This is a genomic window from Terrabacter terrae (assembly GCF_039529575.1).
In the GTDB taxonomy this organism is placed as follows: domain Bacteria; phylum Actinomycetota; class Actinomycetes; order Actinomycetales; family Dermatophilaceae; genus Terrabacter; species Terrabacter terrae.
The window spans coordinates 763,304-789,007 of sequence record NZ_BAAANB010000021.1; the positions used below are offsets into that span (position 1 = coordinate 763,304).

Annotated in this window: 24 protein-coding genes; 16 read left to right on the forward strand and 8 right to left on the reverse strand. The window is 72.8% G+C overall.

What is annotated here, in order from left to right; all coding sequences use genetic code 11:
- Positions 1-135: 135 nt before the first annotated feature.
- The gene (locus ABD194_RS13675; protein ID WP_343992236.1) at positions 136-798 is read right to left on the reverse strand and encodes a cob(I)yrinic acid a,c-diamide adenosyltransferase; all 663 of its coding nucleotides are present in this window, start codon (positions 796-798) and stop codon (positions 136-138) included.
- 76 nt (positions 799-874) lie between these two features.
- Between ABD194_RS13675 and murA the strand changes: the two genes are divergently transcribed.
- The 4 genes from murA to ABD194_RS13695 all read left to right on the forward strand — a co-directional run bounded on the left by murA (position 875) and on the right by ABD194_RS13695 (position 5,184).
- Positions 875-2,161 carry a UDP-N-acetylglucosamine 1-carboxyvinyltransferase gene (gene murA / locus ABD194_RS13680; RefSeq protein WP_343992238.1) on the forward strand — a complete coding sequence of 429 codons (1,287 nt, stop codon included), beginning with the start codon at positions 875-877 and terminating at the stop codon, positions 2,159-2,161.
- A 152-nt stretch (positions 2,162-2,313) separates the two neighbouring features.
- Positions 2,314-2,694, forward strand: coding sequence for an STAS domain-containing protein (locus ABD194_RS13685; RefSeq protein WP_343992240.1), 381 nt, complete (start codon positions 2,314-2,316; stop codon positions 2,692-2,694).
- A 103-nt stretch (positions 2,695-2,797) separates the two neighbouring features.
- Entirely contained in the window at positions 2,798-4,816 is a 2,019-nt protein-coding gene (locus ABD194_RS13690) for a protein meaA (RefSeq protein WP_343994151.1), read from the forward strand.
- A gap of 20 nt (positions 4,817-4,836) precedes the next feature.
- Complete coding sequence (locus ABD194_RS13695) at positions 4,837-5,184, forward strand: hypothetical protein (protein ID WP_343992242.1); 348 nt, start codon at positions 4,837-4,839, stop codon at positions 5,182-5,184.
- 52 nt (positions 5,185-5,236) lie between these two features.
- On the opposite strand, the gene nucS is transcribed toward ABD194_RS13695, so the two are convergent.
- Positions 5,237-5,932: an endonuclease NucS gene (nucS, locus tag ABD194_RS13700; RefSeq protein WP_343992244.1), complete on the reverse strand. Its 696-nt coding sequence runs from the start codon at positions 5,930-5,932 to the stop codon at positions 5,237-5,239.
- 95 nt (positions 5,933-6,027) lie between these two features.
- Between nucS and ABD194_RS13705 the strand changes: the two genes are divergently transcribed.
- Together ABD194_RS13705 and ABD194_RS13710 are read left to right on the forward strand one after the other, a co-directional pair.
- Positions 6,028-7,806 carry a 3-hydroxyacyl-CoA dehydrogenase family protein gene (locus ABD194_RS13705; protein WP_343992246.1) on the forward strand — a complete coding sequence of 593 codons (1,779 nt, stop codon included), beginning with the start codon at positions 6,028-6,030 and terminating at the stop codon, positions 7,804-7,806.
- Positions 7,807-7,822: 16 nt separating this feature from the next.
- Positions 7,823-8,131 (forward strand): hypothetical protein, encoded by a 309-nt coding sequence (locus tag ABD194_RS13710; protein WP_343992248.1) that lies wholly within the window; start codon positions 7,823-7,825, stop codon positions 8,129-8,131.
- A 136-nt stretch (positions 8,132-8,267) separates the two neighbouring features.
- Here ABD194_RS13710 and ABD194_RS13715 read toward each other — a convergent pair whose 3' ends face one another.
- Positions 8,268-8,846 carry a TetR/AcrR family transcriptional regulator gene (locus ABD194_RS13715; RefSeq protein ID WP_343992250.1) on the reverse strand — a complete coding sequence of 193 codons (579 nt, stop codon included), beginning with the start codon at positions 8,844-8,846 and terminating at the stop codon, positions 8,268-8,270.
- Positions 8,847-8,958: 112 nt separating this feature from the next.
- On the opposite strand from ABD194_RS13715, the gene ABD194_RS13720 reads away from it, so the two are divergent.
- Positions 8,959-9,873: an NAD(P)-dependent oxidoreductase gene (locus ABD194_RS13720; protein ID WP_343992252.1), complete on the forward strand. Its 915-nt coding sequence runs from the start codon at positions 8,959-8,961 to the stop codon at positions 9,871-9,873.
- Here the strand turns inward: ABD194_RS13720 and ABD194_RS13725 are convergent.
- The 4 genes from ABD194_RS13725 to ABD194_RS13740 all read right to left on the reverse strand — a co-directional run bounded on the left by ABD194_RS13725 (position 9,870) and on the right by ABD194_RS13740 (position 14,261).
- Positions 9,870-10,376, reverse strand: coding sequence for a DinB family protein (locus ABD194_RS13725; RefSeq protein ID WP_343992254.1), 507 nt, complete (start codon positions 10,374-10,376; stop codon positions 9,870-9,872). The two genes, ABD194_RS13720 and ABD194_RS13725, sit on opposite strands and share 4 nt — an antisense overlap.
- Positions 10,377-10,443: 67 nt before the next feature.
- Positions 10,444-11,835: an AI-2E family transporter gene (locus tag ABD194_RS13730; protein WP_343992256.1), complete on the reverse strand. Its 1,392-nt coding sequence runs from the start codon at positions 11,833-11,835 to the stop codon at positions 10,444-10,446.
- 89 nt (positions 11,836-11,924) lie between these two features.
- Positions 11,925-13,265, reverse strand: coding sequence for a crotonyl-CoA carboxylase/reductase (gene ccrA, locus ABD194_RS13735; protein ID WP_343992258.1), 1,341 nt, complete (start codon positions 13,263-13,265; stop codon positions 11,925-11,927).
- Positions 13,266-13,430: 165 nt separating this feature from the next.
- Positions 13,431-14,261, reverse strand: a complete 831-nt coding sequence (locus ABD194_RS13740) for a polysaccharide deacetylase family protein (protein WP_343992260.1) — start codon at positions 14,259-14,261, stop codon at positions 13,431-13,433.
- Between the two features lie 113 nt (positions 14,262-14,374).
- On the opposite strand from ABD194_RS13740, the gene ABD194_RS13745 reads away from it, so the two are divergent.
- On the forward strand, positions 14,375-15,655 hold the full coding sequence (locus tag ABD194_RS13745) for a glycoside hydrolase family 15 protein (protein ID WP_343992262.1): 1,281 nt from the start codon (positions 14,375-14,377) through the stop codon (positions 15,653-15,655).
- Here the strand turns inward: ABD194_RS13745 and mce are convergent.
- Positions 15,644-16,075, reverse strand: a complete 432-nt coding sequence (gene mce / locus ABD194_RS13750) for a methylmalonyl-CoA epimerase (protein WP_343992264.1) — start codon at positions 16,073-16,075, stop codon at positions 15,644-15,646. The two genes, ABD194_RS13745 and mce, sit on opposite strands and share 12 nt — an antisense overlap.
- A 138-nt stretch (positions 16,076-16,213) precedes the next feature.
- On the opposite strand from mce, the gene ABD194_RS13755 reads away from it, so the two are divergent.
- The 8 genes from ABD194_RS13755 to ABD194_RS13790 all read left to right on the forward strand — a co-directional run bounded on the left by ABD194_RS13755 (position 16,214) and on the right by ABD194_RS13790 (position 25,704).
- Positions 16,214-17,419: an acetyl-CoA C-acetyltransferase gene (locus ABD194_RS13755; protein ID WP_343992266.1), complete on the forward strand. Its 1,206-nt coding sequence runs from the start codon at positions 16,214-16,216 to the stop codon at positions 17,417-17,419.
- A 20-nt stretch (positions 17,420-17,439) separates the two neighbouring features.
- On the forward strand, positions 17,440-18,417 hold the full coding sequence (meaB, locus tag ABD194_RS13760; RefSeq protein WP_343992268.1) for a methylmalonyl Co-A mutase-associated GTPase MeaB: 978 nt from the start codon (positions 17,440-17,442) through the stop codon (positions 18,415-18,417).
- A 106-nt stretch (positions 18,418-18,523) separates the two neighbouring features.
- On the forward strand, positions 18,524-18,856 hold the full coding sequence (locus tag ABD194_RS13765) for a thiamine-binding protein (RefSeq protein WP_343992270.1): 333 nt from the start codon (positions 18,524-18,526) through the stop codon (positions 18,854-18,856).
- On the forward strand, positions 18,849-19,358 hold the full coding sequence (locus ABD194_RS13770; RefSeq protein ID WP_343992272.1) for a GNAT family N-acetyltransferase: 510 nt from the start codon (positions 18,849-18,851) through the stop codon (positions 19,356-19,358). Before ABD194_RS13765 ends, ABD194_RS13770 begins: the two co-directional genes overlap by 8 nt.
- A 278-nt stretch (positions 19,359-19,636) precedes the next feature.
- Positions 19,637-22,807: an FtsX-like permease family protein gene (locus tag ABD194_RS13775; protein WP_343992275.1), complete on the forward strand. Its 3,171-nt coding sequence runs from the start codon at positions 19,637-19,639 to the stop codon at positions 22,805-22,807.
- Positions 22,804-23,721, forward strand: coding sequence for an ABC transporter ATP-binding protein (locus ABD194_RS13780; protein ID WP_343992278.1), 918 nt, complete (start codon positions 22,804-22,806; stop codon positions 23,719-23,721). The genes ABD194_RS13775 and ABD194_RS13780 overlap by 4 nt, the downstream gene beginning before the upstream one ends.
- Positions 23,718-24,479, forward strand: coding sequence for an ATP-binding cassette domain-containing protein (locus ABD194_RS13785; protein ID WP_343992281.1), 762 nt, complete (start codon positions 23,718-23,720; stop codon positions 24,477-24,479). The genes ABD194_RS13780 and ABD194_RS13785 overlap by 4 nt, the downstream gene beginning before the upstream one ends.
- Before the next feature lie 235 nt (positions 24,480-24,714).
- Entirely contained in the window at positions 24,715-25,704 is a 990-nt protein-coding gene (locus ABD194_RS13790) for a hypothetical protein (protein WP_343992283.1), read from the forward strand.

Below are 25,704 nucleotides of genomic sequence, written 5' to 3' on the forward strand. Positions count from 1 at the left end.
CGGAGTCTGATCGTGCGCCAGGTCGCGCACCTGTTGCGCCCTGACGACGGGGCTGCGGGGTCTACTGCCTGACCAGGCGCTGGGCCAGCGGCGGCGGACCGGCTCGCCGGCTGAGCGGCGTGCCCGGTGGCCGGGTCAGTGCTTCTCGGCGCGCTCGGGCTTCTCGACGCGGCCGCCACCGGGCTGCCACAGCACGTCCCCGCCGATCGGCTTGTTGGCGATGCGCGCGAGGATGAAGAGCAGGTCCGAGAGCCGGTTGAGGTACTTCGCGGTCAGCACGTTGACGCCGCCGACGCCGCGGGCCTCCTTCGGCTCGGACCCGGCCGGCGCGGTGGGCGCAGGCGAGGTGCCGTGCTGGTCGATCGCCGCCCAGGCGGACCGCTCGGCGCGCCGGACGATGGTCGTGGCGAGGTGCAGGTAGGCGGACCCGGCCGTGCCGCCGGGCAGGATGAACGACCGCAGCTTCTCGACCTGCTCCAGGTAGTGGTCGCAGTCCTTCTCGAGGTCGTCGACCCAGGGCTGCTCGACGCGCAGGGGCGGGTAGTCGTAGGTCTCGCGCAGCGGCGTCGAGAGGTCCGCGCCCACGTCGAAGAGCTCGTTCTGAACGCGGCGCAACGTCGCGACGACCTCCTCCGGGAGCTCCCCGCACGCGACGGCGATGCCGATGGCGGCATTCGCCTCGTTGGAGTCGGCGTACGCGTGCAGCCGGGCGTCGTTCTTGCTGACCCTGGAGAAGTCCCCGAGGCTCGTCGTGCCGTCGTCGCCGGTTCGCGTGTAGATCCGCGTGAGGTTGACCATGGGGTCACTCTCTCACCCCCCGCGCGCCCACCGGCGGTCGGCCGGCCCGCGTGGAGGGCCCCGGTAGGGTGCTCGGGTGAGAGAGCGATTCCGCGTCGTCGGCGGCGCGCACCTCGTGGGCCAGGTGGCCGTCGTCGGAGCCAAGAACAGCGCGCTGAAGCTCATGGCCGTGGCCCTGCTGGCGGTCGGTCGCACGACGCTGACCAACGTCCCGGCCATCGCCGACGTCACGATCATGGCCGAGCTGCTGCGTCGCCTGGGCGTGGGCGTGGACTACGACCCGCAGGCCGGTGTCGTCGTGCTCGACGTGCCGGAACGCATCGGTCACCGCGCCGACTACGAGCTCGTCCGGGCCCTGCGCGCGTCCATCTCCGTCCTCGGGCCGCTCGTGGCCCGGGTGGGCGAGGCCGATGTCGCGGTGCCCGGGGGTGACGCCATCGGCTCGCGCGGCCTGGACCTGCACGCCGCCGGCCTCGAGGCCCTGGGGGCCGAGGTTCACGTGACCCACGGCTACCTCGTGGCAACGGCTCCGAACGGGCTGCAGGGAGCCGACATCCGGCTCGACTTCCCGAGCGTCGGGGCGACGGAGAACATCCTCACGGCAGCAGTGCTGGCCCGCGGCACGACCACCATCGACAACGTCGCCAGGGAGCCGGAGATCGTCGACATCGCCGAGATGCTGGTCTCGATGGGCGCCCGCGTCGAGGGCGCCGGCACGTCCCGGCTCACCGTCCACGGTGTCGAGGTGCTGAGTCCGACCCGCCATGCCGTGGTCCCCGACCGCATCGCGGCCGGCACGTGGGCCTTCGCAGCCGCCACCACCCGCGGCGACATCGAGGTGGTCGGCGGCGTGGCCGAGCACCTTCGGGCCCCCCTCGGCGCGCTCGAGCAGGCGGGCTGCGACGTCGCGGTGACCGAGGCCGGCTTCCGGGTCTCGGCCCGGGAGCGGCGTCCCCGCGCCTTCGACGTGGCGACGCTGCCCTACCCGGGCTTCCCGACCGACCTGCAGCCCTTCGCGCTGACCTACAACGCCGTCGCCGACGGTTCGGCCATGGTGACGGAGAACCTCTTCGAGGCGCGCTTCCGCACCGTGCAGGAGCTCGCGCGCCTGGGGGCCGACGCCCAGATCGACGGGCACCACGTGATGACTCACGGCGTCGAGATCCTCTCGGGGGCACCGGTCGTCAGCAGCGACATCCGCTCCGGCGCCGCCCTGGTGCTGGCCGGTCTGGTGGCCGACGGCGAGACGCTCGTCAGCAGCGTGCACCACATCGACCGCGGCTACCCACGGTTCGAGGAGGCGCTGCGCGCGCTGGGTGCCGACGTCACCCGCGAGCCGGACGACGAGCTCCCCTTCGACTGATTCGTCACGAACGTCCGGAGCGTCCCGAAGCGGCGCTCGGTTCGACCCGCGATGTTCGTATTTTCTTGACCAGTTCTTGACTCCAAGGGGCAGCGTTTCGGCCGACCGAGACGTCATCATGATTGACGTCACAGCGTTTGGAAGGGGTCCACATGACGCTGAACACCCACCGCAGGGGTCTGGTCCGGGTACTCGAGGCGCCGGACGGCCACGACGTCATCATCGAGGGGCGCCTCGACGTCCACACGGTGCCCGACATCCGCGACGCGATCCATGCGGTCATCTCGCAGGGGCCCGGCGAGCTGCGCCTGCACGTGCGTGATGCCGAGATCGGCGACGCCACGGGTCTCGGGGTCATCGTCCACCTCCACCGGCGGGCCACGCGTGCCGAGCGTCGGCTGCTGCTCGTCGACGCGAGCGAGCGCACGACCCGCCTGCTGCGCGGTTGCCGTCTCGACCGCCTCCTCGCCACCCCTCGCCACGTCGCGGTCGGTGGCCATCCGTCGGCGACTGTGGCGCCTCTCACCGCCTGAGCGACTCCTCGCCGCGCGGGGCCGCCGCTACCGTCGAGCCATGTCTTCGACGGAGAGCACGCCGCCCCCCACCACTCGGGTGACGCCCGACCGTCCGTGGGTCATGCGCACGTATGCCGGCCACTCGAGCGCCGCTGCGAGCAACGCCCTCTACAGTCGCAACCTCGGCAAGGGACAGACCGGGCTGTCGGTCGCGTTCGACCTGCCGACCCAGACCGGCTACGACCCCGACCACGTGCTCTCGCGGGGCGAGGTGGGCAAGGTGGGTGTCCCGGTCAGCCACGTCGGCGACATGGCGGCCCTCTTCGACGGCATCCCGCTGCGCGAGATGAACACCTCGATGACGATCAACGCGACGGCGATGTGGCTGCTCGCGCTCTACCAGGTCACCGCCGAGCGCCAGGCCGAGGCGGCCGGCGAGGAGCCGGCCGAGTGGGTGCAGGCGCTGTCCGGCACGACGCAGAACGACATCATCAAGGAGTACCTCTCGCGCGGGACCTACGTCTTTCCGCCCGCGCCGTCGCTGCGGCTCATCACCGACCTCGTCGCCTACACGGTGCGCGAGATCCCGAAGTGGAACCCGATCAACATCTGCAGCTACCACCTGCAGGAGGCCGGGGCCACGCCGGTGCAGGAGATCGCCTACGCGATGTCGACGGCGATCGCCGTGCTCGACGCGGTGCGCGACTCCGGTCAGGTGCCGCCCGACGAGTTCGCGAGCGTCGTCGCCCGCGTCTCCTTCTTCGTCAACGCGGGCGTGCGCTTCGTCGAGGAGCTGTGCAAGATGCGCGCCTTCGTGCAGCTGTGGGACGAGCTGACGCGGGAGCGCTACGGCATCACCGACGCCAAGGCCCGACGGTTCCGCTACGGCGTCCAGGTCAACAGCCTCGGCCTGACGGAGGCCCAGCCCGAGAACAACGTCCAGCGCATCGTCCTCGAGATGCTGGGCGTCACGTTGTCGAAGGACGCCCGCGCCCGCGCCATCCAGCTCCCGGCGTGGAACGAGGCGCTCGGGCTCCCGCGGCCGTGGGACCAGCAGTGGAGCCTGCGCATGCAGCAGGTCCTCGCGTACGAGTCGGACCTGCTCGAGTACGACGACCTCTTCGCCGGCTCGCACGTCGTCGAGGCGAAGGTTTCGGCCCTCGTCGAGGGTGCGCGCGCCGAGATGGCCCGGGTCGAGGAGCTGGGCGGTGCCGTGGCGGCCGTGGAGTCCGGCTACATGAAGGCAGCGCTCGTCGCCTCCCACGCCGAACGCCGCCGGCGCATCGAGTCGGGGGAGTCGGTCGTCGTCGGACTCAACCGCTTCGAGACGACCGAGCCGAACCCGCTGACCGCCGACCTCGAGACCGCGATCCAGACGGTCGACCACGACGTCGAGCGCCACGCCGCCGAGGCCGTACGCGTGTGGCGGGAGAACCGCGACGCCGACCCCGGGCGCCGGGCCCGGGCGGAGGCCGCCCTCGAGCGCCTCCGCGCCGACGCCGCGTCGACCACCAACCTCATGGCGGCCTCCCTCGAGTGTGCGCGCGCCGACGTGACGACGGGGGAGTGGGCCGCAGCCCTGCGCGAGCAGTTCGGCGAGTACCGCGCTCCCACCGGCGTCTCCGGGTCGGTGGGCGTCGGGTCCAGCGAGCCCGGCGACGCCCTGGCGCGGGTCCGCGACCTCGTGGCCCGCACCGGGGAAGACCTGGGCGAGAGGCTGCGCATCCTCGTGGGCAAGCCGGGCCTCGACGGGCACAGCAACGGCGCCGAGCAGGTGGCGGTGCGCGCCCGCGATGCCGGGTTCGAGGTCGTCTACCACGGCATCCGCCTGACGCCCGAGCAGATCGTCGCCGCAGCCGTGGCGGAGGACGTCCACCTCGTCGGGATCTCCATCCTCAGCGGCTCGCACATGGAGCTCGTGCCCGAGGTGCTGCGCGGCCTGCGCGACGCCGGCGCCGGCGACGTGCCGGTCATCGTCGGCGGGATCATCCCGGAGTCCGACGCCGCTGCTCTCCGAGCGGCCGGGGTCGCCATGGTCTTCACCCCGAAGGACTTCGGGCTCAACGAGATCATGGCCGAGATGGTCGGTGTGATCCGGAGCGCACGTGGACTCCCGGTGCTCGAGTCCGCGCCGGCCTGAGCAGGGGTAGCGTCGCGAGCATGAGCGACCTGCAGTGCGCGGCACGACTCGTCCTCGTCAACCCTCCCGGTCTCACCGACGTCGCGTGGCTCGCCTCCGCGATCCACCTCGAGCGGGTCCAGGCGGTGTATGCCGCCGACGACGTCCCCGACACCGGCCCGGTCGAGTCCCTGGCCGACGACCTGGGGGTGCCTGCTCACCTCGGGCACGGTGACCTGCACGACGGGTCGTCGGGACTCGAGGAGCTCGTGGACCGGCACCGCGGCGAGACCGTCGTGGTCGTGCGCGGCGGTGAGGCCACCGACCCGGTCATGCTCCTCGTCGACGCCGACGGTGTGTCCCGCCAGCCGATCGAGGGCCTGCGCTGAGGCACGTCCAGGGCACACGGCATACGACCAGGTCGGCGGACGACCCGGCGGGTCAGAAGAGGCGGGACTCCGCGTCGTCGATGCCCTTGAGGGCGTCGTAGTCGAGGACGACGCAGCGGATGCCGCGGTCCTCGGCGAGCGTGCGCGCCTGCGGCTTGATCTGCTGCGCCGCGAAGACACCGGTCACGGGCGCGAGGTGCGGGTCGCGGTTCATCAGCTCGAGGTAGCGCGTGAGCTGCTCGACGCCGTCGATCTCACCGCGGCGCTTGATCTCGACGGCCACGCTCGTGCCGGCCGAGTCCCTGGCGAGGATGTCGACGGGCCCGATGGCGGTCATGTACTCGCGCCGCACGAGCGACCAGCCGTGCCCGAGGGTGTGGATGTGCTCGGCGAGCAGCTTCTGCAGGTGCGCCTCGACGCCGTCCTTGACCAGGCCCGGGTCGACGCCGAGCTCGTGGTCCGAGTCGTGCAGCACCTCGTGGAGATGGACGGTCAGGCGGTCCTCGCTCTTGGCGTGCTGGACGCGCCAGACGGCGACGACGCCGTCGGCGGCCAGCCCCTCGTCCGGCTCGACCTCGGCCATGGTGCACGGCGGGGACATCCAGTTGAGCGGCTTGTAGGAGCCGCCGTCGCTGTGCACGAGGACCGACCCGTCTGCCTTGACGACGAGCAGCCGGGTCGCGAGGGGCAGGTGGGCGGTCAGCCGACCGTCGTAGTCGACGCTGCAGCGGGCTATGACGAGACGCACCGGACCACCCTAGAGGAGCCGGCACGACGCCGCGTGGGCAGCGTCACGCCCCGGGCGGGTGTGGCCGGTGCGCGGCCTCTGCGAGACTCGCACCCATGGCTCGTGAGTTCACCAAGGTTGGCGTCATCGGACTCGGCACCATGGGTGCCGGCATCGTCGAGGTCTTCGCGCGCAACGGCATCGACGTCGTGGCGGTCGAGGTCAGCGACGAGGCGGTCGAGAAGGGCCGTGGCGTCCTGCAGCACTCGACCGACCGGGCCGTCTCCCGCGGCAAGCTGAGCGAGCCCGACCGCGACGCCCTGCACGACCGTGTGCAGTTCACGAGCGACATGGCCGACCTCAAGGAGTGCCAGCTCGTCGTCGAGGCCGTGCCCGAGCACCTCGACCTCAAGAAGGAGATCTTCGGCCGGCTCGACGCGATCGTCTCGGACGACGCGATCCTCGCCACCAACACGAGCTCTCTGCCGGTCACCGAGATCGCCGTCGCGACGATCAACCCCAAGCGCGTCGTCGGGATGCACTTCTTCAACCCGGCACCTGTGCTGCAGTTCGTCGAGGTCATCAAGACCGTCATCACGAGCGACAGGACCTTCGAGGACGTCAAGGCCCTCGCCGAGCGCCTCGGCAAGAAGCCGGTCGTCGTCGGCGACAAGGCGGGCTTCATCGCCAACGCGCTGCTCTTCGGCTACCTCAACCACGCCGTCGCGATGTACGAGAGCAAGTACGCCACGCGCGAGGACATCGACGCCGCCATGAAGCTCGGCTGCGGCTACCCGATGGGCCCGCTCGCGCTGATGGACCTCATCGGCCTCGACACGGCCTACGAGATCCTCGACACGATGTACAAGCAGGGGCGTGACCGCCTGCACGCGCCGACCCCGATCATCAAGCAGATGGTCAGCGCGGGCCTCAGGGGCCGCAAGAGCGGCCGCGGCTTCTACACCTACGCCGAGCCCGGCAGCTCACAGGTCGTCGACGACGCGCTGACGCCGTCGGGCGCCGCTGCCGGGGCGGCCGGCACCCGCCCCGTCCGATCGGTCGGGGTCGTCGGCTCGGGCACGATGGCCACCGGCATGGTCGAGGTCTTCGCCAAGGCGGGGCTCGACGTCACCTTCGTGGCGCGCACCGAGGCGAAGGTCGCGGCGGTGCAGGCCGCACTCGCCACAAGCCTCGAGAAGGCCGTCCAGCGCGGCAAGGCCACCGAGGAGGAGCGTGACGCGGCGCTCGCCCGCGTACGCGGCAGCGTCCGCCTCGAGGACCTCGCCCAGGTCGACCTCGTCGTCGAGGCGGTCGTCGAGGACCTCACGGTCAAGCGGGCCCTCTTCGAGAACCTCGACGAGATCTGCCGTCCGGGCGCGATCCTCGCCACGACGACGAGCTCGCTGCCCGTCGTGGAGTGCGCGGCCGCGACCACGCGTCCGCAGGACGTCATCGGCATGCACTTCTTCAACCCCGCCCAGGTGATGAAGCTGGTCGAGGTGGTCCACACCGTGTCGACCGCCGACGACGTCGTGGCCACCGTCCAGCAGCTCTGCCGCACCATCGGCAAGCACCCGGTGACCTGCGGCGACCGTGCCGGCTTCATCGTCAACGCGCTGCTCTTCCCCTACCTCAACGACGCCGTGAAGATGCTCGAGGCCAACTACTCGACGGCCGACGACATCGACACCGCGATGAAGACCGGCTGCGGCCTGCCGATGGGCCCGTTCGAGCTGCTCGATGTCGTGGGCCTCGACGTGTCGCTCGCGATCGAGCGGGAGCTCTACCTGGAGTTCCGCGAGCGCGGCTACGCCCCGGCACCACTCCTGGAGCACCTCGTGACCGCCGGGTATCTCGGACGCAAGACGGGCCGCGGCTTCCGCACCTACGCCTGACACCTACGCTGGAGCCATGCCCTCGCGCCGCCGCCCCAGCAAGCACGCGCGCGAGCACGTCCCCCTCGACGTGACGCGGATCCAGGGCGGCAGCACCCGCGAGGAGTCGTATGCCGGCACGCGCTGGACCGTGCGCTCGGTCAGTGGGGCGACCGCCACCCGGGCGTACCTGTGTCCCGGGTGCCAGCAGGACGTCGTGCCCGGCACGCCGCACGTCGTCGTGTGGCCGGCCGAGGGGGTCGGTGGCGTCGGCGACCGACGGCACTGGCACTCGGGCTGCTGGCAGCGCCGCGATGCCCGGCCGCCCGGCAACTCCTACCGCTGAGGTCTGCCTGCCCCGCCGGCCCTACCCGTCCGACCGCCGGTTCGATGTGTTGCAGGGTCACCGGTGGCCCCCGATCACATCGACCCGCGGGGGAGAATGGCAGCAGGAGCAGGCGGCGAGTCGGGCGTGACCGGGGTCAGGCGTCGAGGACCGGGGTGAGCTCGCGGGCGACCAGGTGCAGCGGCGCGGTGTCGCGTGAGGCGCGGGCCAGCACGAGCGCGCCCTCGAGCGCGCAGAGCATGAGAGTCGACAGCGTCTCGGCCCGCCGCCGGGTCCTGCCCATGCCGACCAGGGCCTCGGCGACCGGTTCGCGCCAGGTGTCGAGCGCGGCGGCGGCGGCGCTGCGGACGGCCTCGTTCGAGTCGGCGCAGTCGACCACGGCACCGGCTACGGGGCAGCCACGCTCGAAGTCGCGGGCCCGCAGGTCGGCGGACCAGTCGTCGACCATGGCGGTGAAGAGCCGGCTGGGGGAGGGCCGCCGCATGCCTTCCAGGTGCTGCCGCACGCGGTCGGCGGCCCACGTGCCGGACCACTCGAGGGCCTCGGCGACGAGCTGGTCCTTGCCGCCGGGGAAGTAGTGCTGGAGGGAGCCGCGGGGAGCCTCGGCCGCGGCGACGACGTGGCGCAGGCCCGTCGCCGTCACACCGGCCCGACGAAGCTGCTGCGCCGCCTCGTAGACGATCCGCTCACGTGGTCCGCCTGGTCCTCCCCGCATCTCGGGCTCCTGTCGGCAGGTGGTCGCTTCCGCTGGGTAATGACAGGTGTCATGATAGCTCTGTCGCTATGACGATCGTCATGACGGCGAGGCTGTGGTCGAGGAGGACCCCGTGGTACGAGTGGGATTCATCGGGCTCGGCATCATGGGTCGGCCCATGGCGACCAACCTGCTTCGAGCGGGGATCCCGCTGGCCGTGTGGAACCGGTCGCCGGAAGCCCTGACGGCGATGGCACGCGAGGGGGCCCTCGTGCGGTCCTCGCCTGCCGCCGTCTTCACCGAGAGCGACGTCGTGCTGCTCATGCTGGCCCACGAGGCTGCGGTGGACGAGGTGCTGGGCCGGGCGACGCCCGAGTTCCCCGCCATGGTGGCCGGGCGCGTCGTCGTGGCCTGTGGCACCACCTCCGCCGCGTTCTCCGTCGGCCTCGAACGTGACGTCGTAGCGGCCGGCGGGCGCTACGTGGAGGCCCCGGTCTCCGGCTCGCGGGTCCCGGCGGAGCGGGGTGAGCTGGTGGGGCTCCTGGCGGGGGACGACGGTGCGGCGGAGCTGGTCGTGCCCCTGCTCGAGAAGACGTGTCGCACGGTCGTGCGCTGCGGGGTCGTGCCGGCCGCGCTCGGCACCAAGCTCGCCGTCAACCTCTACCTGTGCACCATGGTCGCCGGGCTCACCGAGGCCTACCACCTGGCCACCGCGCTCGACCTCGACCTGGTGGCCTTCCAGCGGGCTGTGGACGCCGGGCCGATGGCCAGCGCCGTGTCGACCCTCAAGCTCGCCAAGCTCGTCGAGCGGGACTTCGACGTTCAGGCGGCGATCCGTGACGTCCACCTCAACACGCGGCTCGTCGCCGAGGCGGCCCGGTCCGTGGGCGTGGCCAGCCCGCTGCTCGACGTCACCCGGGAGCTCTTCCGTGAGACGGAGGAGTCGGGAGCCGGGTCCCTCGACATGGCGGCGGTCGTGACGGCCCTCGAGAGCCGCGACGGGATCACCGCCACACGGCATACGTCGGCGGTCGAACGAGCGGTCTAGGGCCGCGGCCGCGCGGCCAGCACCTGCTCGCGCAGGACGTCGGCGTGCCCGCAGTGCTGCGCGAGCTCGCGCAGCATGTGGAGGTAGACCCACCGCAACGGGAGAGGACCTCGTCGGTTGCCGTGCACGATGTCGTCGAGCCCGAGCGGTGCCGTCGCCCTGCGCGAGTCCTCGCACGCCTGCTCGTGGGCCCGCAGCACCGAGGCGACGGTGTCGGCGTCGGTGAGGAGGAAGGACTCGTGCGGCGTGGCAGGGATGCCGATCTCCGCACGGGAGCGACACGTCACCGCCTCGTCGAACCACACCTTCTCGACGAACGTCGCGTGCTTGAGCAGGCCGAGCAGGGTCGTGGCCGACGGCACCAGCGAACGCCTGGCCTCCTCCTCGCTCAACCCGTCGAGCGCGGCACGGATGCCGGTGCGGTGCTCGTCGAGGAAGACCTCGAACAGGACCCGGAGCGGCGCGTCGAAGACGTCCTCGCCGTGCGTCGGGGGCAGCGTCATGGGACAGAGCCTGACACGACGGACCCCGGTTCAGCCCGGGGAACCGGCCGCCCGAGCCGCGGTCGCCCTATTGGCGCCGCTGCCGCGGTACGAGGACCTCCTCGTAGAGGAGCAGGGCCCCTGCGGCGAACGGGATGGCGAGGAGGGCGCCCAGGATCCCGAGCAGCGCGCCACCGGCGAGGGCGGCGACCACGGTCACCGCACCCGGCACCGCCACGGTGCGTTGCATGATCCGCGGCATGACGGCGTAGTTCTCGATCTGCTGGTAGACGATGAAGTAGATGATGACGATGAGCGCCTTCTTGGGCTCGTCGAAGAAGGCCACGATCGCGACGACCGAGGCGCCGAGGGTGGCCCCCACCATCGGGATGAGGCCGAGGAAGCCGACGGCGACGGCGAGCACGGCGGCGAACTTCAGGCCGATGAGCGTCATCATGATCCACGCGCAGAACGCGTTGATGGCGGCCACGGCCACCTGGCCGATCGCGTACGACCCGACCCGACGCATGACCTCCTCGGCGAGCGAGACGGTGCGCGGACGGCGGCTGGCCGGCACGAGGGCGTAGGCCGCCTGCTTGACGGCCGGCAGCGAGGCGAGGAAGTACAGGGTGAGGACGAGCACCGTCAGGACGCTGAACACACCGGACGCGATGACCTTGCCCGCGTCGAGCACCCCGCCGAACACGCCCGCCCACAGGTTGCCGTCGGCGACGCGCTTGTTGACCTCCTCCTGGACGCGCTGGACGAGCTGGTATCGGTGGTCGACGTCCTGCACCCACGGGTTCGCCAGGAGGTTGTCGAACATCCGCGGGGCGTTGGTCGCCAGCTCCGTGCCCTGCTGCGCCACCGGTGGGATGACGAGCCACCCGACGAGCGTGAAGAGTGCGAGCACGCCGAGGAAGACGATGGTGACGGCCGCTCCGCGGCGGAACCTGCGACGCGTGAGTCCCTCGACCAGCGGGTTGAGGGAGAGGGTCAGGAAGAGCGAGACGACGAGCAGGGTGATGACGGTGCCGAGGCGTCCGACCGCCTGCACGACGGCATACGCGGTGAGCACCCCGACGGCGCCCACGAAGCCCACGTAGAACGGCGACTGCCGGTTGAAGGGTGTGCCGGTCGGGCCGAAGTCGCGCCGGGGGCCCTTGGACTTCCTGGTGCCCGTGCCGCTGCCGTCATCGCCGGCAGCCGCGGTGTCGGCCGGAGCGGTGTCGGCCGCAGGGGCCGGCGTCGCCTGCGGTCCGTGCGGAGTCGTGCCGGTCGTCTCGGACGTGTCGGTCGCGAGGGCCAGGGTGGCCTGGAGGACGTCCGGTTGCTCCGGTTCGGGAGTCGCCCGCGGGTGGCGGGGCTCGCGGTACTCCGGCGGCGGCTGGTCGTCGAAGCCGAGGTCGCGGGCACGGAACTGGTCCATGCGCGCCCGCTGCGTGCGGCGGTAGCGCGTCCAGCGACCCCAGATGCTCACGGGCGCGAGCCTACGGCAGCGCCGCGGGGCACGTCCGGCGACGCCACGCAGAGCGGGCACCCCGCGCGGCGTCGCCGGACGGCATAGGGCTACTGGTTGCAGAAGCGGTTGATGGCCTTCTCGAAGCCCGCGCGCTTCGCGGGGTCGGTGACGCCGAGACCCGGCTCGGGAGAGAGCGTGAGCACGCCGACCTTGCCCTGGTGGGCGTTGCGGTGGACGTCGAGCGCGGCCTGGCCCACGTCCTCGAGCGTGTACGTCTTGCTCAGGGTCGGGTGGATGAGGCCACGGTTGATCAGCTCGTTGGCCTCCCACGCCTCGCGGTAGTTGGCGAAGTGGGAGCTGACGATGCGCTTGAGGTTCATCCAGAGGTAGCGGTTGTCGTACTCGTGCATGTAGCCCGACGTCGAGGCGCACGTGACGATCGTGCCGCCCTTGCGCGCCACGTAGACGCTGGCGCCGAAGGTCTCGCGCCCGGGGTGCTCGAAGACGATGTCGACGTCGTAGCCGCCGGTCAGCTCGCGGATCCTCTTGCCGAACCGCTGCCACTCGCGGGGGTTCTGCTCGGTCCCCTCGTCGTTCCAGAAGCGGTAGCCCTCGGCGTTGCGGTCGATGATGAGCTCGGCACCCATGGCCCTGCAGATCTCTGCCTTCTCGGGCGAGGAGACGACGCAGATCGGGGTCGCGCCACCGGCGAGGGCCATCTGCGTGGCATAGGAGCCGAGGCCGCCGGACGCGCCCCAGACCAGCACGCGGTCGCCGAGCTTCATCGCGGCACCGTGCTTGGAGATGAGCTGCCGGTAGGCGGTGGAGTTGACCAGGCCGGGGGAGGCGGCCTCCTCCCACGTCAGGTGCGACGGCTTGGGCATCAGCTGGTTGGCCTTGACGATGGCGAGCTCGGCGAGGCCGCCGAAGTTCGTCTCGAAGCCCCAGATGCGCTGCTGCGGGTCCATCATCGTGTCGTCGTGGCCCTCGGCGTCCTCGAGCTCGACCGACAGGCAGTGGGCGACGACCTCGGTGCCCGGCTTCCACTTCGTCACACCGGGTCCGGTGCGCAGGATCACGCCCGCGAGGTCGGAGCCGACGACGTGGTAGGGCAGGTCGTGGCGCTTGGCGAACTCGGACGTGCGCCCGTAGCGCTCGAGGAAGCCGAACGTCGAGACCGGCTCGAAGATGGAGGTCCACACGGTGTTGTAGTTGATGGCGCTGGCCATCACGGCGACGAGCGCCTCGCCGGGCGCCAGCTCGGGCACCGGCACCTCGTCGATGTGCAGGGACTTGCGCGGGTCCTTGTCGCGGGTGGCGAGTCCCTCGAACATGCCCACCTCGTCCTTGTGGACGGTGGCCCCCCGGTAGCTCGCGGGGATCTCGATGTTCGCGTAGGTCTCCTGCGTGCGGTCGCCGGAGAGGATGGCGTCGCGGATGGCCTGCATTGAAGGTCCTTACGTCGCAGCGTCATTGGTGGGTCGAGACGGACTCGAGCCGTGCGGTGTGCCACCGAACGTAGCGAGAGGTGACCGACGGGTAGCCGGTTCTGAGACGGCCACCACAGGTGACCTGGGTCACGACGCGTGACGCGGCGCGAACGCCGCCGTCGGTCACCGCGAGGAGGCAGCCGTACCGGCGGCAACGAGCTCGGAGACCGTGACGAAGGAGTAGCCGTCGCTGCGCAGCCGGCCGATGATCGCCCGCAGCCGGTCGATGGTGACGAGCCGGTCCTCGCTCCCGGTGTCGTGCGCCAGCACGATGGATCCGGGACGGACCTGGGAGGCGATGTCGTCGACGATCCGGTCCGGGTGCCCGGCCACGAGGTCCTCACGGGCCTGCGCCGACCACATGACGGTCGTGAGTCCCGCCTCGGCCGCCGCGAGCACCGCGGCCCCCCCGAGGTGGCCGTAAGGCGGACGGAACAGCGTCGGCGCCGACCCGTACGTCTTCTCCATGAGCCCGCTCGTCCGCGCGATCTCGTCGCGGCAGGCCGACCAGTCCAGGCGGCCGAGGTCGCGGTGGTCGAAGGTGTGGTTGCCGAGCTCGTGGTGGCCCACGCTGGCGCGGTGCAGGTCGCCGTGGTCGCGCACGTTGCGGCCGAGACAGAAGAAGGTCGCCGGCACGTCCTCGGCCTCGAGGGCGGCCAGCACCCGCGGCGTCCACTCCGGATGGGGGCCGTCGTCGAACGTCAGCGCGACGCGGCGCAGGCCCGCGGCGCCGCCCGCTCCGTCTGCTCCACCCGGTCCGCCCCAGACGACCGACCCGGCGGTGGCCGACGGCGCCGAGCGGTCCGGCCGCACGGCGCTCACCGGGCTGCCGTAGAAGGGCAGCGGCGTGCTCTCGCCGAGGTGCTCGGCCAGGCGTCCGGCGCCGACCGCACCTGCCGCGCCGACCGCTGCGCCGGCGACCGCGGTGAGGGCCTGCCGCCGGGTGACCTCCATGGCACGCGATGCTACGGCCAGCGCACCGGAATCCCCGCAGGTCCCGCCCCGTGCGTGCCACACTGGCGCCGCCCGGGGGACGAGAGGGCGACGGGAGGACGAGGGAGGTCACCGTGCGACGTGCGCTGGTGGGCGTGCTGCCCGCGGTCGCGGCGGCCGCGCTCGCCCTCGTCCCGCTGATCGCCCCGGTGCTCGTCCACGACGAGCACCCGCCGGTGCTGCGCAACGGCGCCGGCTGGCGCACCACGTGGGCGCCGGCCCCCTCGTCCCTCGGCAGCCGGCTCGTGGAGCCGCCCGCCGACGCGGCCTGGCTCGCCTTCGGGACGGTGCCCGCTCCACCCGGCGCTCGGGGCCGTGTGGTCGCCCAGGCCCTGCTCGACCTGCACGCCCTGACCCGGCCCAACGGCGCGGTGGCGGCCGGGCCCGACGGGCCGTGGGCGTACGCGTGGCCGAGGGACTCGGCGTTCGTCGCAGCCGCGTACGCCGTGACCGGCCACCAGGACGACGCCCTGCAGGTCCTCGGCTTCCTCGGCCGCGTCCAGCGGTCCGACGGGGGCTTCGAGGCCCGCTACCTGCTCGACGGCTCCGGCCCACCGGACGACCGCCCGCGTCAGAGCGACGGCGCCGGCTGGGTCCTCTGGTCGCTCGACCGCCTCCGCGCGGCACAGCCGGACGGCGTCCTGCCGCGGCAGGTGCAGGGGCTGCGCGACCGGTCGGTCGCGTTCGTGATGGCCCAGACCGGGGCCGGGACGCGCCTGCCCGAGGTCTCGCCCGACTACTGGGAGGTGCCGGAGCGCCGCGTCACGCTCGGCACCGCGGCCCCGCTCGCCGCCGGTCTCGAGGCCGCTGCACGGATGTATGCCGCCGAGCGCGACGACCGGCGCGCGGCCGAGGTCGCCCGCGCGGCGCGACGCCTGCGCGCCCTGATCCGCTCGCAGTTCGGGCCCGACTACCAGCGGCACGGGGGCACCGGCGGGCTCGACGCGGGGGTGACCATGCTGATGCCGCCCTTCGCGCTCGTCGACGACTCCGCCGCCGAGCGGGCCTGGGAGCGCTACCCCGTCCTGGCCCTCCGGACTGCTGGTGGACTCGCTCCCGGTGTGGACTGGAGGCAGGACGGCGTCTCGTGGACGCCCGAGACGGCGCTGGTCGCCTACACCGCCGCCGCGTCGGGCCAGGCGCCGCTGGCCGAGCGGTGGATGGCGTGGCTGGAGCGCCACTGCACCTCGTGGGGGAGCCTGCCGGAGAAGGTGCTGCCGGACGGCAGCCCGGCCGGGCCGGCACCGCTCGCGTGGACGGCGGCGCTCGCCGTGCTCACCGAGGGCGAACTGGCCACACACCGCTCGGACGTGGTCGGCTGGGTGCCGAGTGCGGCGCCGGCCTCAGTGGGCTGATCCGGCCGGCTCGACGAGCTCCACCAGGACACCGCCGGCGTCCTTGGGGTGGATGAAGTTGACGCGGCTGCCGCTCGTGCCGCGCTTCGGGGTCTCGTAGAGCAGGCGCAGCCCGCGCTCTCGCAGCGTCGTGCACACGGCGTCGATGTCCTCGACGCGGTAGGCGAGCTGCTGGATGCCCGGACCGCTGCGGTCGAGGAACTTCGCGATCGTCGACTCGGGCGACAGCGGCGCGAGCAGCTGGATGCACGAGCCGGACTCGCCGACGCCCATCATCGCCTCGCGCACGCCCTGCTCCTCGTTCGTCTCCTCGTGGAGCATCGTCATGCCGTACTTCTCCTCGTAGAAGGAGATGGCGGCGTCGAGGTCGGGCACCGCGATGCCGACGTGGTCGATGTGGGTGAAGAGCGCATCCGTCATGGCGCCAACGTATTGCCACCACGCGGCACACGGACGCCGGATGCCGTGTGCGATCGGTCTCGCTCGGCGCGGACGTGTCGTCCCGCGCGACTACAGTTGTCGGGACACCACCAAAGACGTCGGAAGAGGCTTGCACCCATGACTGCTGACCGTCCCACCTCCGTGATCGTCGCCGGCGCCCGCACCCCCATGGGTCGGTTGCTCGGCTCGCTCAAGGACTTCTCCGGAGCCGACCTCGGTGGCATCGCCATCCAGGGCGCCCTCGAGAAGGCAGGCGTGGCTCCCGAGCAGGTCGACTACGTCATCATGGGCCAGGTGCTGCAGGCCGGCGCCGGCCAGATCCCGGCCCGCCAGGCCGCCCACGCCGCCGGCATCCCGATGACCGTCCCGGCCCTGACCATCAACAAGGTCTGCCTCTCGGGCATCAACGCCATCGCCATGGCCGACCAGCTCATTCGCGCCGGCGAGTTCGACGTCGTCGTCGCCGGTGGCCAGGAGTCGATGACCAACGCGCCGCACCTGATGACGAAGTCGCGCGAGGGCTACAAGTACGGCGACGTGACGATGCGCGACCACATGGCCCACGACGGCCTGTGGGACGCCTTCACCGACCAGGCCATGGGCGCCCTGACCGAGCAGGCCAACACCGGCTCGCAGGCGTTCACCCGCGAGGAGCAGGACGAGTTCTCGGCGCGCAGCCACCAGCTCGCCGCCAAGGGCTGGAAGGACGGCATCTTCGACGACGAGGTCGTCGCCGTGAACATCCCGCAGCGCAAGGGCGAGCCGATCGTCTTCAAGAACGACGAGGGCATCCGGCCCGACACGACCAGCGCCTCCCTCAGCGGCCTGCGCCCGGCCTTCAGCAAGGACGGCACGATCACGGCCGGCTCCGCGTCGCAGATCTCCGACGGCGCCGCCGCCGTGGTGGTCATGAGCAGGGCCAAGGCCGAGGAGCTGGGCCTGACCTGGCTCGCCGAGATCGGCGCGCACGGCATGGTGGCCGGCCCCGACTCGACCCTGCAGCAGCAGCCGGCGCGTGCCATCGCGCGCGCCTGCGAGAAGGAGGGCATCACGCCGGCCGACCTCGACCTCGTCGAGATCAACGAGGCGTTCGCCGCCGTCGGCCTGGCCTCGGCCAAGGAGCTCGGCATCGACCTGGACAAGGTGAACGTCAACGGCGGCGCGATCGCCCTCGGGCACCCCATCGGCATGTCCGGCGCCCGCATCGCCCTGCACCTCGCGCTCGAGCTGAAGCGCCGCGGCGGCGGGGTCGGCGCGGCCGCACTGTGTGGCGGCGGTGGTCAGGGCGACGCGCTCATCGTCCGCGTCCCCACGTCCGCCTGAGCGACGAGGCAGCCCTCCGCGTGGCGCGGCGAACCGTCGACGTCCCCGCCCTGGTCGAGTCGGCCAGGGCGGGTTCGCCGCGTGCCGTGGCCCGGCTGATCTCGCTCGTCGAGGACGGGCACGAGTCCCTGCGCGAGGTGATGGCGGCGCTCACGCCCCACGCCGGCAGCGCCTACGTCATCGGCCTCACCGGCTCACCGGGCGTCGGCAAGTCGACGACGACGACGGCGCTGGTGGGGGCCTTCCGCGAGCGGGGCCTTCGCGTCGGGGTCCTCGCCGTCGACCCGAGCTCGCCCTTCTCGGGAGGCGCACTGCTCGGTGATCGGGTCCGCATGCAGGACCACGCGCTCGACCCCGAGGTCTACATCCGCTCCATGGCCTCGCGGGGGCACCTCGGGGGCCTGTCGTTCACGACCCCCCAGGCCATCCGCGTGCTCGACGCGGCCGGCTGCGATGTCGTCCTCGTCGAGACGGTCGGGGTGGGGCAGTCCGAGGTCGAGATCGCGGGGCTGGCCGACACGTCCGTGGTCCTGCTGGCGCCCGGCATGGGTGACGGCATCCAGGCGGCCAAGGCCGGCATCCTCGAGATCGGCGACGTCTTCGTCGTGAACAAGGCCGACCGTGACGGCGCCGACGCGACGGTCCGCGACCTGCGGCACATGATCTCCCTCGGCGACCGGACCGAGCCGGGGCTCTGGAGGCCGCCGGTCGTCAAAGCCGTCGCGGCACAGAAGGTCGGCATCGACGAGGTCATGGAGGCGCTCGACAAGCACCGCGCCTTCGTCGAGGAGAACGGCGAGCTCGCGCGCCGGCGCGAGCGCCGGGCCGCGGACGAGATCGAGACCATCGTGCTCGCCACCCTGCGGGCCCGCTTCTCGCACGTGGCCGGCCACGCCGGCGTCGTCAGGCTGGCGCGCGAGGTGCTCGCCGGGCACCTCGACCCGTATGCCGCCGCCGACCGTCTCGTCGTCGAGCTGGGCGAGCAGCTCACCGCCTGAACCGATCCCGACGACTGGCCGCGCCCGGCGGGGAAGCCGCCCTCGGCGACCGGTGCACGAGAAGGGTGGCCAGGCGGCGGGGTTCACGGCGGCATACGGTGTGGGCATGCTGATCGCCTTCTCCGTCGCCCCCACCGTCGCGGCCGACGACACCGGCTCGGTGTCCGACGCGGTCGCCCGAGCCATCCGCGTCGTCCGAGACTCGGGACTGCCGCACCGCACCGACGCGATGTTCACCACGATCGAGGGGGAGTGGGACGAGTGCATGGCTGTCGTCAAGCAGTGCTGCGACGTGCTGGCTCAGAGCTCTCCCCGGGTGGGCCTCGTGCTGAAGGCGGACATCCGTCCCGGTTTCACCGGTGAGCTGGACGGCAAGCTCGAGCGGCTCGAGCACGCGCTCGACCGCCAGGGCGGGACCGACGGCGAGAGCGGTGGCTGAGGGCGCCTGGCTGCTCAGGGCACCTGCGGTCGAGGACTGCGACGAGCTCGGCCGGGTACACATGGCGGTGTGGCGCGACGCGTACGCCGGCATCATGCCCGCCGACTACCTCGCCGGGCTGAGCGAGGAGAGGTCCGCCGCCCGCTGGCGGGAGCAGCTGTCCGGAGCGGACGACTCAGGCAGCCGGACCCTGCTCGTCGTCGACCCGGAGGGCCGTCTGGCCGGCTTCGGGAGCGCCGGGCCCAGCCGTGACGAGGACGCACCCACCCCCTGGGAGCTGTACGTCGTCAACCTGCTGCCGGACGCGCGCGGCACCGGCGTGGCCGACCGGCTCCTCGACGAGCTCCTCGGCGATCGCGACGCCACGCTCTGGGTGGTCGACGCCAACGCGAGGGCCCGGGCGTTCTACACCCGCCGCGGGTTCGTCGACGAGGGCGGTCGGTCCGCGCACCCCGCGACCGGCACGCTCGAGGTCCGCATGATCCGCCGCGCGGGCGGCTGACCCGCCACGCCCTTCCTACTCTGTTGCGAACAGGTCACGATCGCCCCGGTTCGCAGCACTCACGCCCCGGGGCCGGTGCCTCGGGTGCAGACTCGCTCCGCCACGGGGGACACACGGTCGTGGCTGACTGACGGACGACGGTGGACTGGGCTGGAGCAGCGAGCCGGTGGACAGGGGGCCAGGACGTGACGAGCCGGGGGAGGCGTCGTGTCGGGGGACGGGCGACCGAGCCACCCCGCTCCCGGCCCGCGCCTGTTCGTGCCTCTCCCCGCAGCTCCGTGCGCACCTTCACGCGGACGTTCGTCGCCACCTCGAGACACCGTCCCGCCCAGGCGGTCTCGCTCCTGCTGCTGTCGGCGCTCGTGAGCGCCTCGGCTGTCTTCGGTCCCCTGTACGCGCGTTCCGTCGAGCACGGCCTGCTGCGAGACGCCTTGTCGCGCAGCACCGTGATGGCGACCGGCGCCGTCGCCGAGGCCCAGTCGGACGGGCAGACCGTGCCCGCGGTGACCACGGTGTCGACCGCGATGCCCGGCTCGGTGCGTCGAGCGTTCCACGCACCGGTCGCGACGGTCTCCGGCCAGGTGGTGCTGCGGCAGTCGCAGCGGCGCGGTGGCGTCGACGTGCTCACGACCGCCTATGCGCCCCAGGCCGGCTGCGCGCACCTCACCGTCACGGCCGGCGCCTGCCCGACGGGGCCCGCGCAGGTCATGGTCTCCACCGCCGAAGCAGCCTTCGAGGGGTGGCACGTCGGGGACGTCGTCGAGCTCGTGGCCGCTCCCGGTGGGGTGTCCCCTCGAACGCCCGCGAGTGCGGGGTCCGGCGCGGTCGGCCAACGTGCCACCGTCGTCGGCACCTACGACCAGGTGCCCGACGATCCCGCCTGGTTCGGCCTCCGGCTCACCGGCCGTGCCGGGACCAAGGCCGTGCAGGGGCTCTCGTCCGTCCCGAAGGTCGATGCACCCGTCGTCGCGCCGGCCTTCTTCGCAGCCGCCCCGGCCGGTACCACCACCACCCTGACGTACGCGCTGCGACGTGACGCGCTCGGCGTGGACGAGCTGCCCACCCTGCTGGGCGGACTGCGAGCAGCGCAGGGCCGCCGGGTCGACGGGCCCACCACACCGGTCCTGCGCAGCAGCCTCGACGAGGTCGCCGACACCGTGGTGCTCGGCCAGCAGCAGGCGGCACTGCTCGTGCCGCTCCTCATGGGCCAGCTCGCCCTCCTCGCCGTCATCGTGCTCGGTCTCGCGGCCTCGGCCGCCGTCGAGCAGCGCCGGCCGGAGATCGCCCTCGCGCGCCTGCGTGGCGAGGGGGTGCGCGGCGCCCGCCGGCTCGTCGTGACCGAACTGGGCACGCTGGTGGTCCTCGGGGTCCCGGTCGGCACGGCCCTCGCGGTCGTTCTCGACCGGGTGGCTGCGAGCCTCTGGCTCCCGCAGGGGGCACCGTTCGACGTGCCGGCGACGGCGTATGCCGCAGCGGGCGTCGCGCTCGCCGCCGCCCTGGGCGCGGTCCTCCTCGCCTCCCGCCGTGTGGTGCGCGAGCCCATCCCGTCCCTGCTCCGGCGGGTCCCACCGCGTCCGCGGTCGCTCACCGTGGGGCTGCTGGACGCGGTCGTCATCACCGTCGCGGCGGCCGGCGTCGTCACCATCGTCAGCGGCAACGTCACCGGGCCGTTGGCCATGGCGACCCCGGCGCTGCTCGCCTTCGCGGTCGGCCTGCTGCTGGCCCTCGTCGTCGTCCCCGTCGCCAGCCGTCTCGGCCACCTGCTGCTCCGAGGGGGCCATGTTGCGAGCGGGCTCACCGCGGTGCAGCTCGCGCGCCGCCCTGCCGTGCGCCGCCTCGTGGCCATCGTCACGGTGGCCACGGCCTTGCTCGTCTTCGCGACCGACGCCTACCTCGTCGCCGAGCGCAACCGCGATCAGCGGGCGACCCTGGAGGCCGGCGCCCAGGTGGTGCTCCAGACCGATGCCAAGGAGCCGCGGCTCGTGCGCGAGGTGCTCCACCGGGTGGACCCGGGCTCGCGCTTCACCGCGCCTGTCGCGAACCTCTTCGCCGGCAACTCAGGGGCTCTTGCGACCATGGCCGTCGTGCCCGCGGCGATGCGCTCGGTCGCCCTCGACCCGGGCGGTGCCACCGCCGCGAACGTGGACTGGTCGAAGGTGTCCGCGTCGGCCGGGGGCTCCACCGAGCTGCGCGGCCGGCGCGTCACCGTGACCGTCGACGGCTTCGGCATCGACAGGGTCATCCCGGGCGCCGACCTGGCCGCCGGAGACAACCGGCGCGTGAGCACGGCTCCGGACACGGTTCCCCTGCGCCTCGAGCTGCGCGACGGCACCGGCGCAGACCTCAACGTGCCGGTGGGAGCCGTTCCCTTCTCGGCCACCGGCACGGTTCGCCTGACCGGTCGCATCCCCTGCGCGACCGCCTCCTGCACCCTGACCGGCATCTCCGTGGACCGGGTCGAGACCGAGACGCGGCTCATCGCCGGGCACATGCGCCTCCGGTCCGTGACCAGCGACGCGTCCCCGCCGATCCCGCTCGCCGCTCTCGCGTGGGAGGAGCCCGGCACCCCGTTCCCGGTCCAGGACCTCGAGCCCAGCCGTCCCGGGTTCGCCACGGTGACGACCCAGGGAGCGGACGGCATACGCGTCGCCTTCGCGTCGACGGGCGGCATCGTGTCGCTGACGACCGGGCCGCCGCCGCTGCCGGTCGTGGTGGTCCCGGCGCTGACCGGCGACAGAGACTCGCCGACCCAGTCGATCGTCGGTTTCGGTGGCTCCAACGTCCGGGTCCGGGAGGTCGCCCGCGTCCCGGTCGCGCCCGGCGACGCGACGAACGTGGCCCTCGTGGACTACGACGCCCTGTCGGCCCAGGCGAGCCGCCTCTACGCGAGCGGGTCCATCGACGTGTGGGTGGGGGAGGCCTCTCGTGCTGCCACCGTCGAGCAGGCGCTGCAGTCCGCCGGGGTGTCGGTGCTCTCGCAGACCGGGCTCGCCGCCCTGCGGGAGTCCTACGACCGGTCCGCCTCCGCGTGGTCGCTGCAGCTGGCCATCGTCATCGGTCTCGTCGCGCTGGCGCTCGGGGCCCTCGTCCTGCTGCTCGTGACCGTGACCTCGTGGCGGACGAGGTCCAAGGACCTCGCCTCGCTGCGGCTCGCCGGCGTCGCGCCGCGCCGCCTGCGCCAGGTGGCCGTGGCCGAGCAGGTCGTGGTCATCACGATCGCGGCGCTCGCGGGCGCAGCCTGCGGTGCGGCCGGCGGGCGGCTCTCGCTCGGACTCGTCCCGTTCTTCACCACCTCGTCCGACACGTTCGTGCGCGACCTGCACCCGGCCGTCGGGCCGATGGCCACGGCAGCCGCCCTGACGTTGGTGTGGCTCGTCCTGGTCGCCGCCGCCCTCGGGATCTGGCTCGCGCGGCGAGCGTCCGTCACACGCGTCCGGGAGCAGGCATGAGTGCCGTGACGCCGCGGACGGCACCCGACGACAGCCCACCGGTCGTGGGCGCTCGACGCGGGCTCGACGTGACGACTCGCGGGCTCGTGGTCATCTACCGCTCCGAGGGACACGACGTCGCAGCCCTCTCGGGCGTCGACCTGTGCGTGTCCGCCGGCGAGGTCGTGGGGCTGCTCGGCCCCAGCGGTGCCGGCAAGTCGACCCTGTTGACCGTGTTCGGCGGCCTGCTCGAGCCCAGCGCGGGCCGGGTCCACGTCGGCCACCACGAGGTGAAGTCGATGAGCGACGCCGAGCTCGACGACTTCCGGGCGGGGGACGTGGGGCTCGTGCTGCAGGGCGCCGGCCGCAACCTGCTGCCGTACCTGACGCCGTCGGAGAACGTCGCCTTCGCCCAGGGCCGCGCCCGTCGCCTGGGACGCGAGGTCCCCGACGTGCCGGAGGTGCTGGCGCTGCTCGGCATCGGCGAGCTGGCCCACCGACCGCTGGGCAGCCTGACGCCAGGCCAGCTTCAGCTGACCGCCATCGCCGTGGGCATCGCGTGCTTCCCCGGGCTGCTGCTCGGGGACGAGCCGACGAGCCAGCTCGACCACGAGTCGCGTGACCGGGTGCTCGACGCGCTCTCCAGCATCAACGAGCGGCTGGGGTCGACGATCGTCGTCGTGACGCACGACCCGCAGGTCGCCGCCCGCCTGCCGCGCACCGTGACCATCCGCGACGGGCGCGTCGGCGCTGAGGGGCGCCTGGGGGAGGAGTATGCCGTCGTGTCGGCCGACGGGGCGCTGCCCCTCTCGGGTGCCGCCCTCGACGACTTCCCGCCCGGCTCGCTGGTGCGGCTGCGGCACGACGGCGCGGGCTGGCGGCTCGAGGGAGAGGACGACGACGCGCGTCCGGAGGTCCAGGCGGAGGACGGATGACCCGCGAACCAGGCGCGAAGGCGTTCCTGCACGGCGAGCGACGGCCGCGGGCCACGGTGGTCGCAGGGGACGACGCCGCCGCGGCGTCCGGCGCCGGGGGGCTCGCGACATACGGCCTCGGGGTGCGGTTCGGGCAGGTGGTCGCCCTCGACGACGTCACGCTGGAGGTTGCGCCCGGCGAGCTGCTCGCGGTCAGCGGGCCGTCCGGTGCCGGCAAGTCCACGCTGCTCTGGTCGCTGGCCGGCGCGCTCGATCCCGCGGCCACGGTGACGGGGAGGGTCGTCGTCGCGGGCACCACGGTGGCGCCGTCCGGCGCCCGCGAGGACACGGTGCGGCTCGGGGCAACGCTCGTGCCCCAGGGGAACGGGCTGGCCACGGTGCTGACGGCGACCGAGAACGTGCTCGTGCCGCTCCTGGAGTCCGGGGTGCCTGCGAAGGAGGCCATGGACCGGGTGCGGGACGCGCTGGCGGCAGTCGGGCTCGAGGACTCCGGCGACCACCTCGTCGAGGAGCTCTCCGGCGGGCAGCAGCAGCGGGTGGCCGTCGCCCGGGCACTCGCTGCCCGGCCCCGCATCCTGCTGGCCGACGAGCCCACCTCCGAGCTCGACCACACGAACCGCGAGCGGGTCCTCACGCTGCTGGCCGGGCTCGCCGCCGGCGGAGCCGCCGTCGTGATGACAACCCACGACCCCGAGGCTGCGGCCGGCGCGACCCGCCGCGTCGTGCTGGACGAGGGCCGGGCGCGCCCCCTCGGCTGAGGGGCGTGGCGGAGCCCGCTAGGGAGCAACCGGGCGGGTCGGACGCCGCTCGGCGTCCGCAGCGTGACGCCGCCGACACGATGCGCCGCACGCGGCTGCGGGCACGGCGTCCGGAGTGTCCCGAAATGTCCCCAGAGGGTGGTTCACCGGATTGGGGTTGCGGACGGGCCCTGCGTATCGTGGGGGCCGGCCGTGCAAATCCCGGCCTCCTCAGTGTGTCACCGAAAGGTCTTCCATGCCCCGCCCCGCGATCCGTCGACGAGGTCTTGCCGCCGCGCTCGTCTGCGCCGCCATGCTGTCCGCCTGTACGGGCAACTCGGACGGCAGCACCGGCGCGACCGGCTCGGGCGACCCCGCCGTCACGGCGGACGCCGCGCAGCAGGCCGCCTCCGCCTCGGTCGCGGCCGCAGCCACCTCGTCCCTCGACGCGACGGCAGGCGGGGGTGCCGCCCGGCAGAAGGCCTTCGCCGGCGCGGCCCTGCAGTCGGCCAACGCGTACGCCAAGACCCTGCCCGGGCGCACGTCCGCCGAGAAGGCCGACGCGGAGCTCGCGACGACCGGGGTCAAGGTGCTCGCCGTCTCGCGCAGCGGTGACAAGCCCCAGCAGATCCTCGCCCAGACGACGCTGAAGAAGACCGGCGCCGCCGTCCTCGTCCTGCTCGTCGGTGACGGGTCGGGCACGACGTTCAAGGCGGCCGCGGTCACGCCGATGCTGCCCGACGCCAAGCTCGACGCGCTCGACCCCGCGGCCGACGGCTCGGCCGCCATCGGCGACGGCAAGGGACTGGCCACCAGCCCCGAGATAGCGCTCGCCGCCTTCGCCGCGTCGGTGAAGTTCCCCGCCCCCACGCCGACCAAGGTGCTCGCCGACGACCCGCTCTCGGAGCAGCTGCGCCAGTCGGCGCGCGCCCAGTCGCAGGCGCTCAACAACCAGGGTGCCTTCACGCAGGAGCACGACCCCAAGGGCGTGCTCGGCGGCCTGCGCCTCAAGGGCGGCAACGGCGCCATCGTCTTCGCCCACCTGGTGCGCAACGACGCCATCGCCATGCGCACGCCGGTCAAGCTCACCCCGGCCAAGGAGCTGACGCTCCTGACCGGCATCAAGCAGATCACGACGGAGGCCAATCTGACCTCCAACGAGATCCTCGCGATCGTCATCCCTGCGTCGGGACAGGCGCGCGTCGTCGCCGCCTCCGACCAGCTCGTCGCCGGCTCGGGTCGGTGA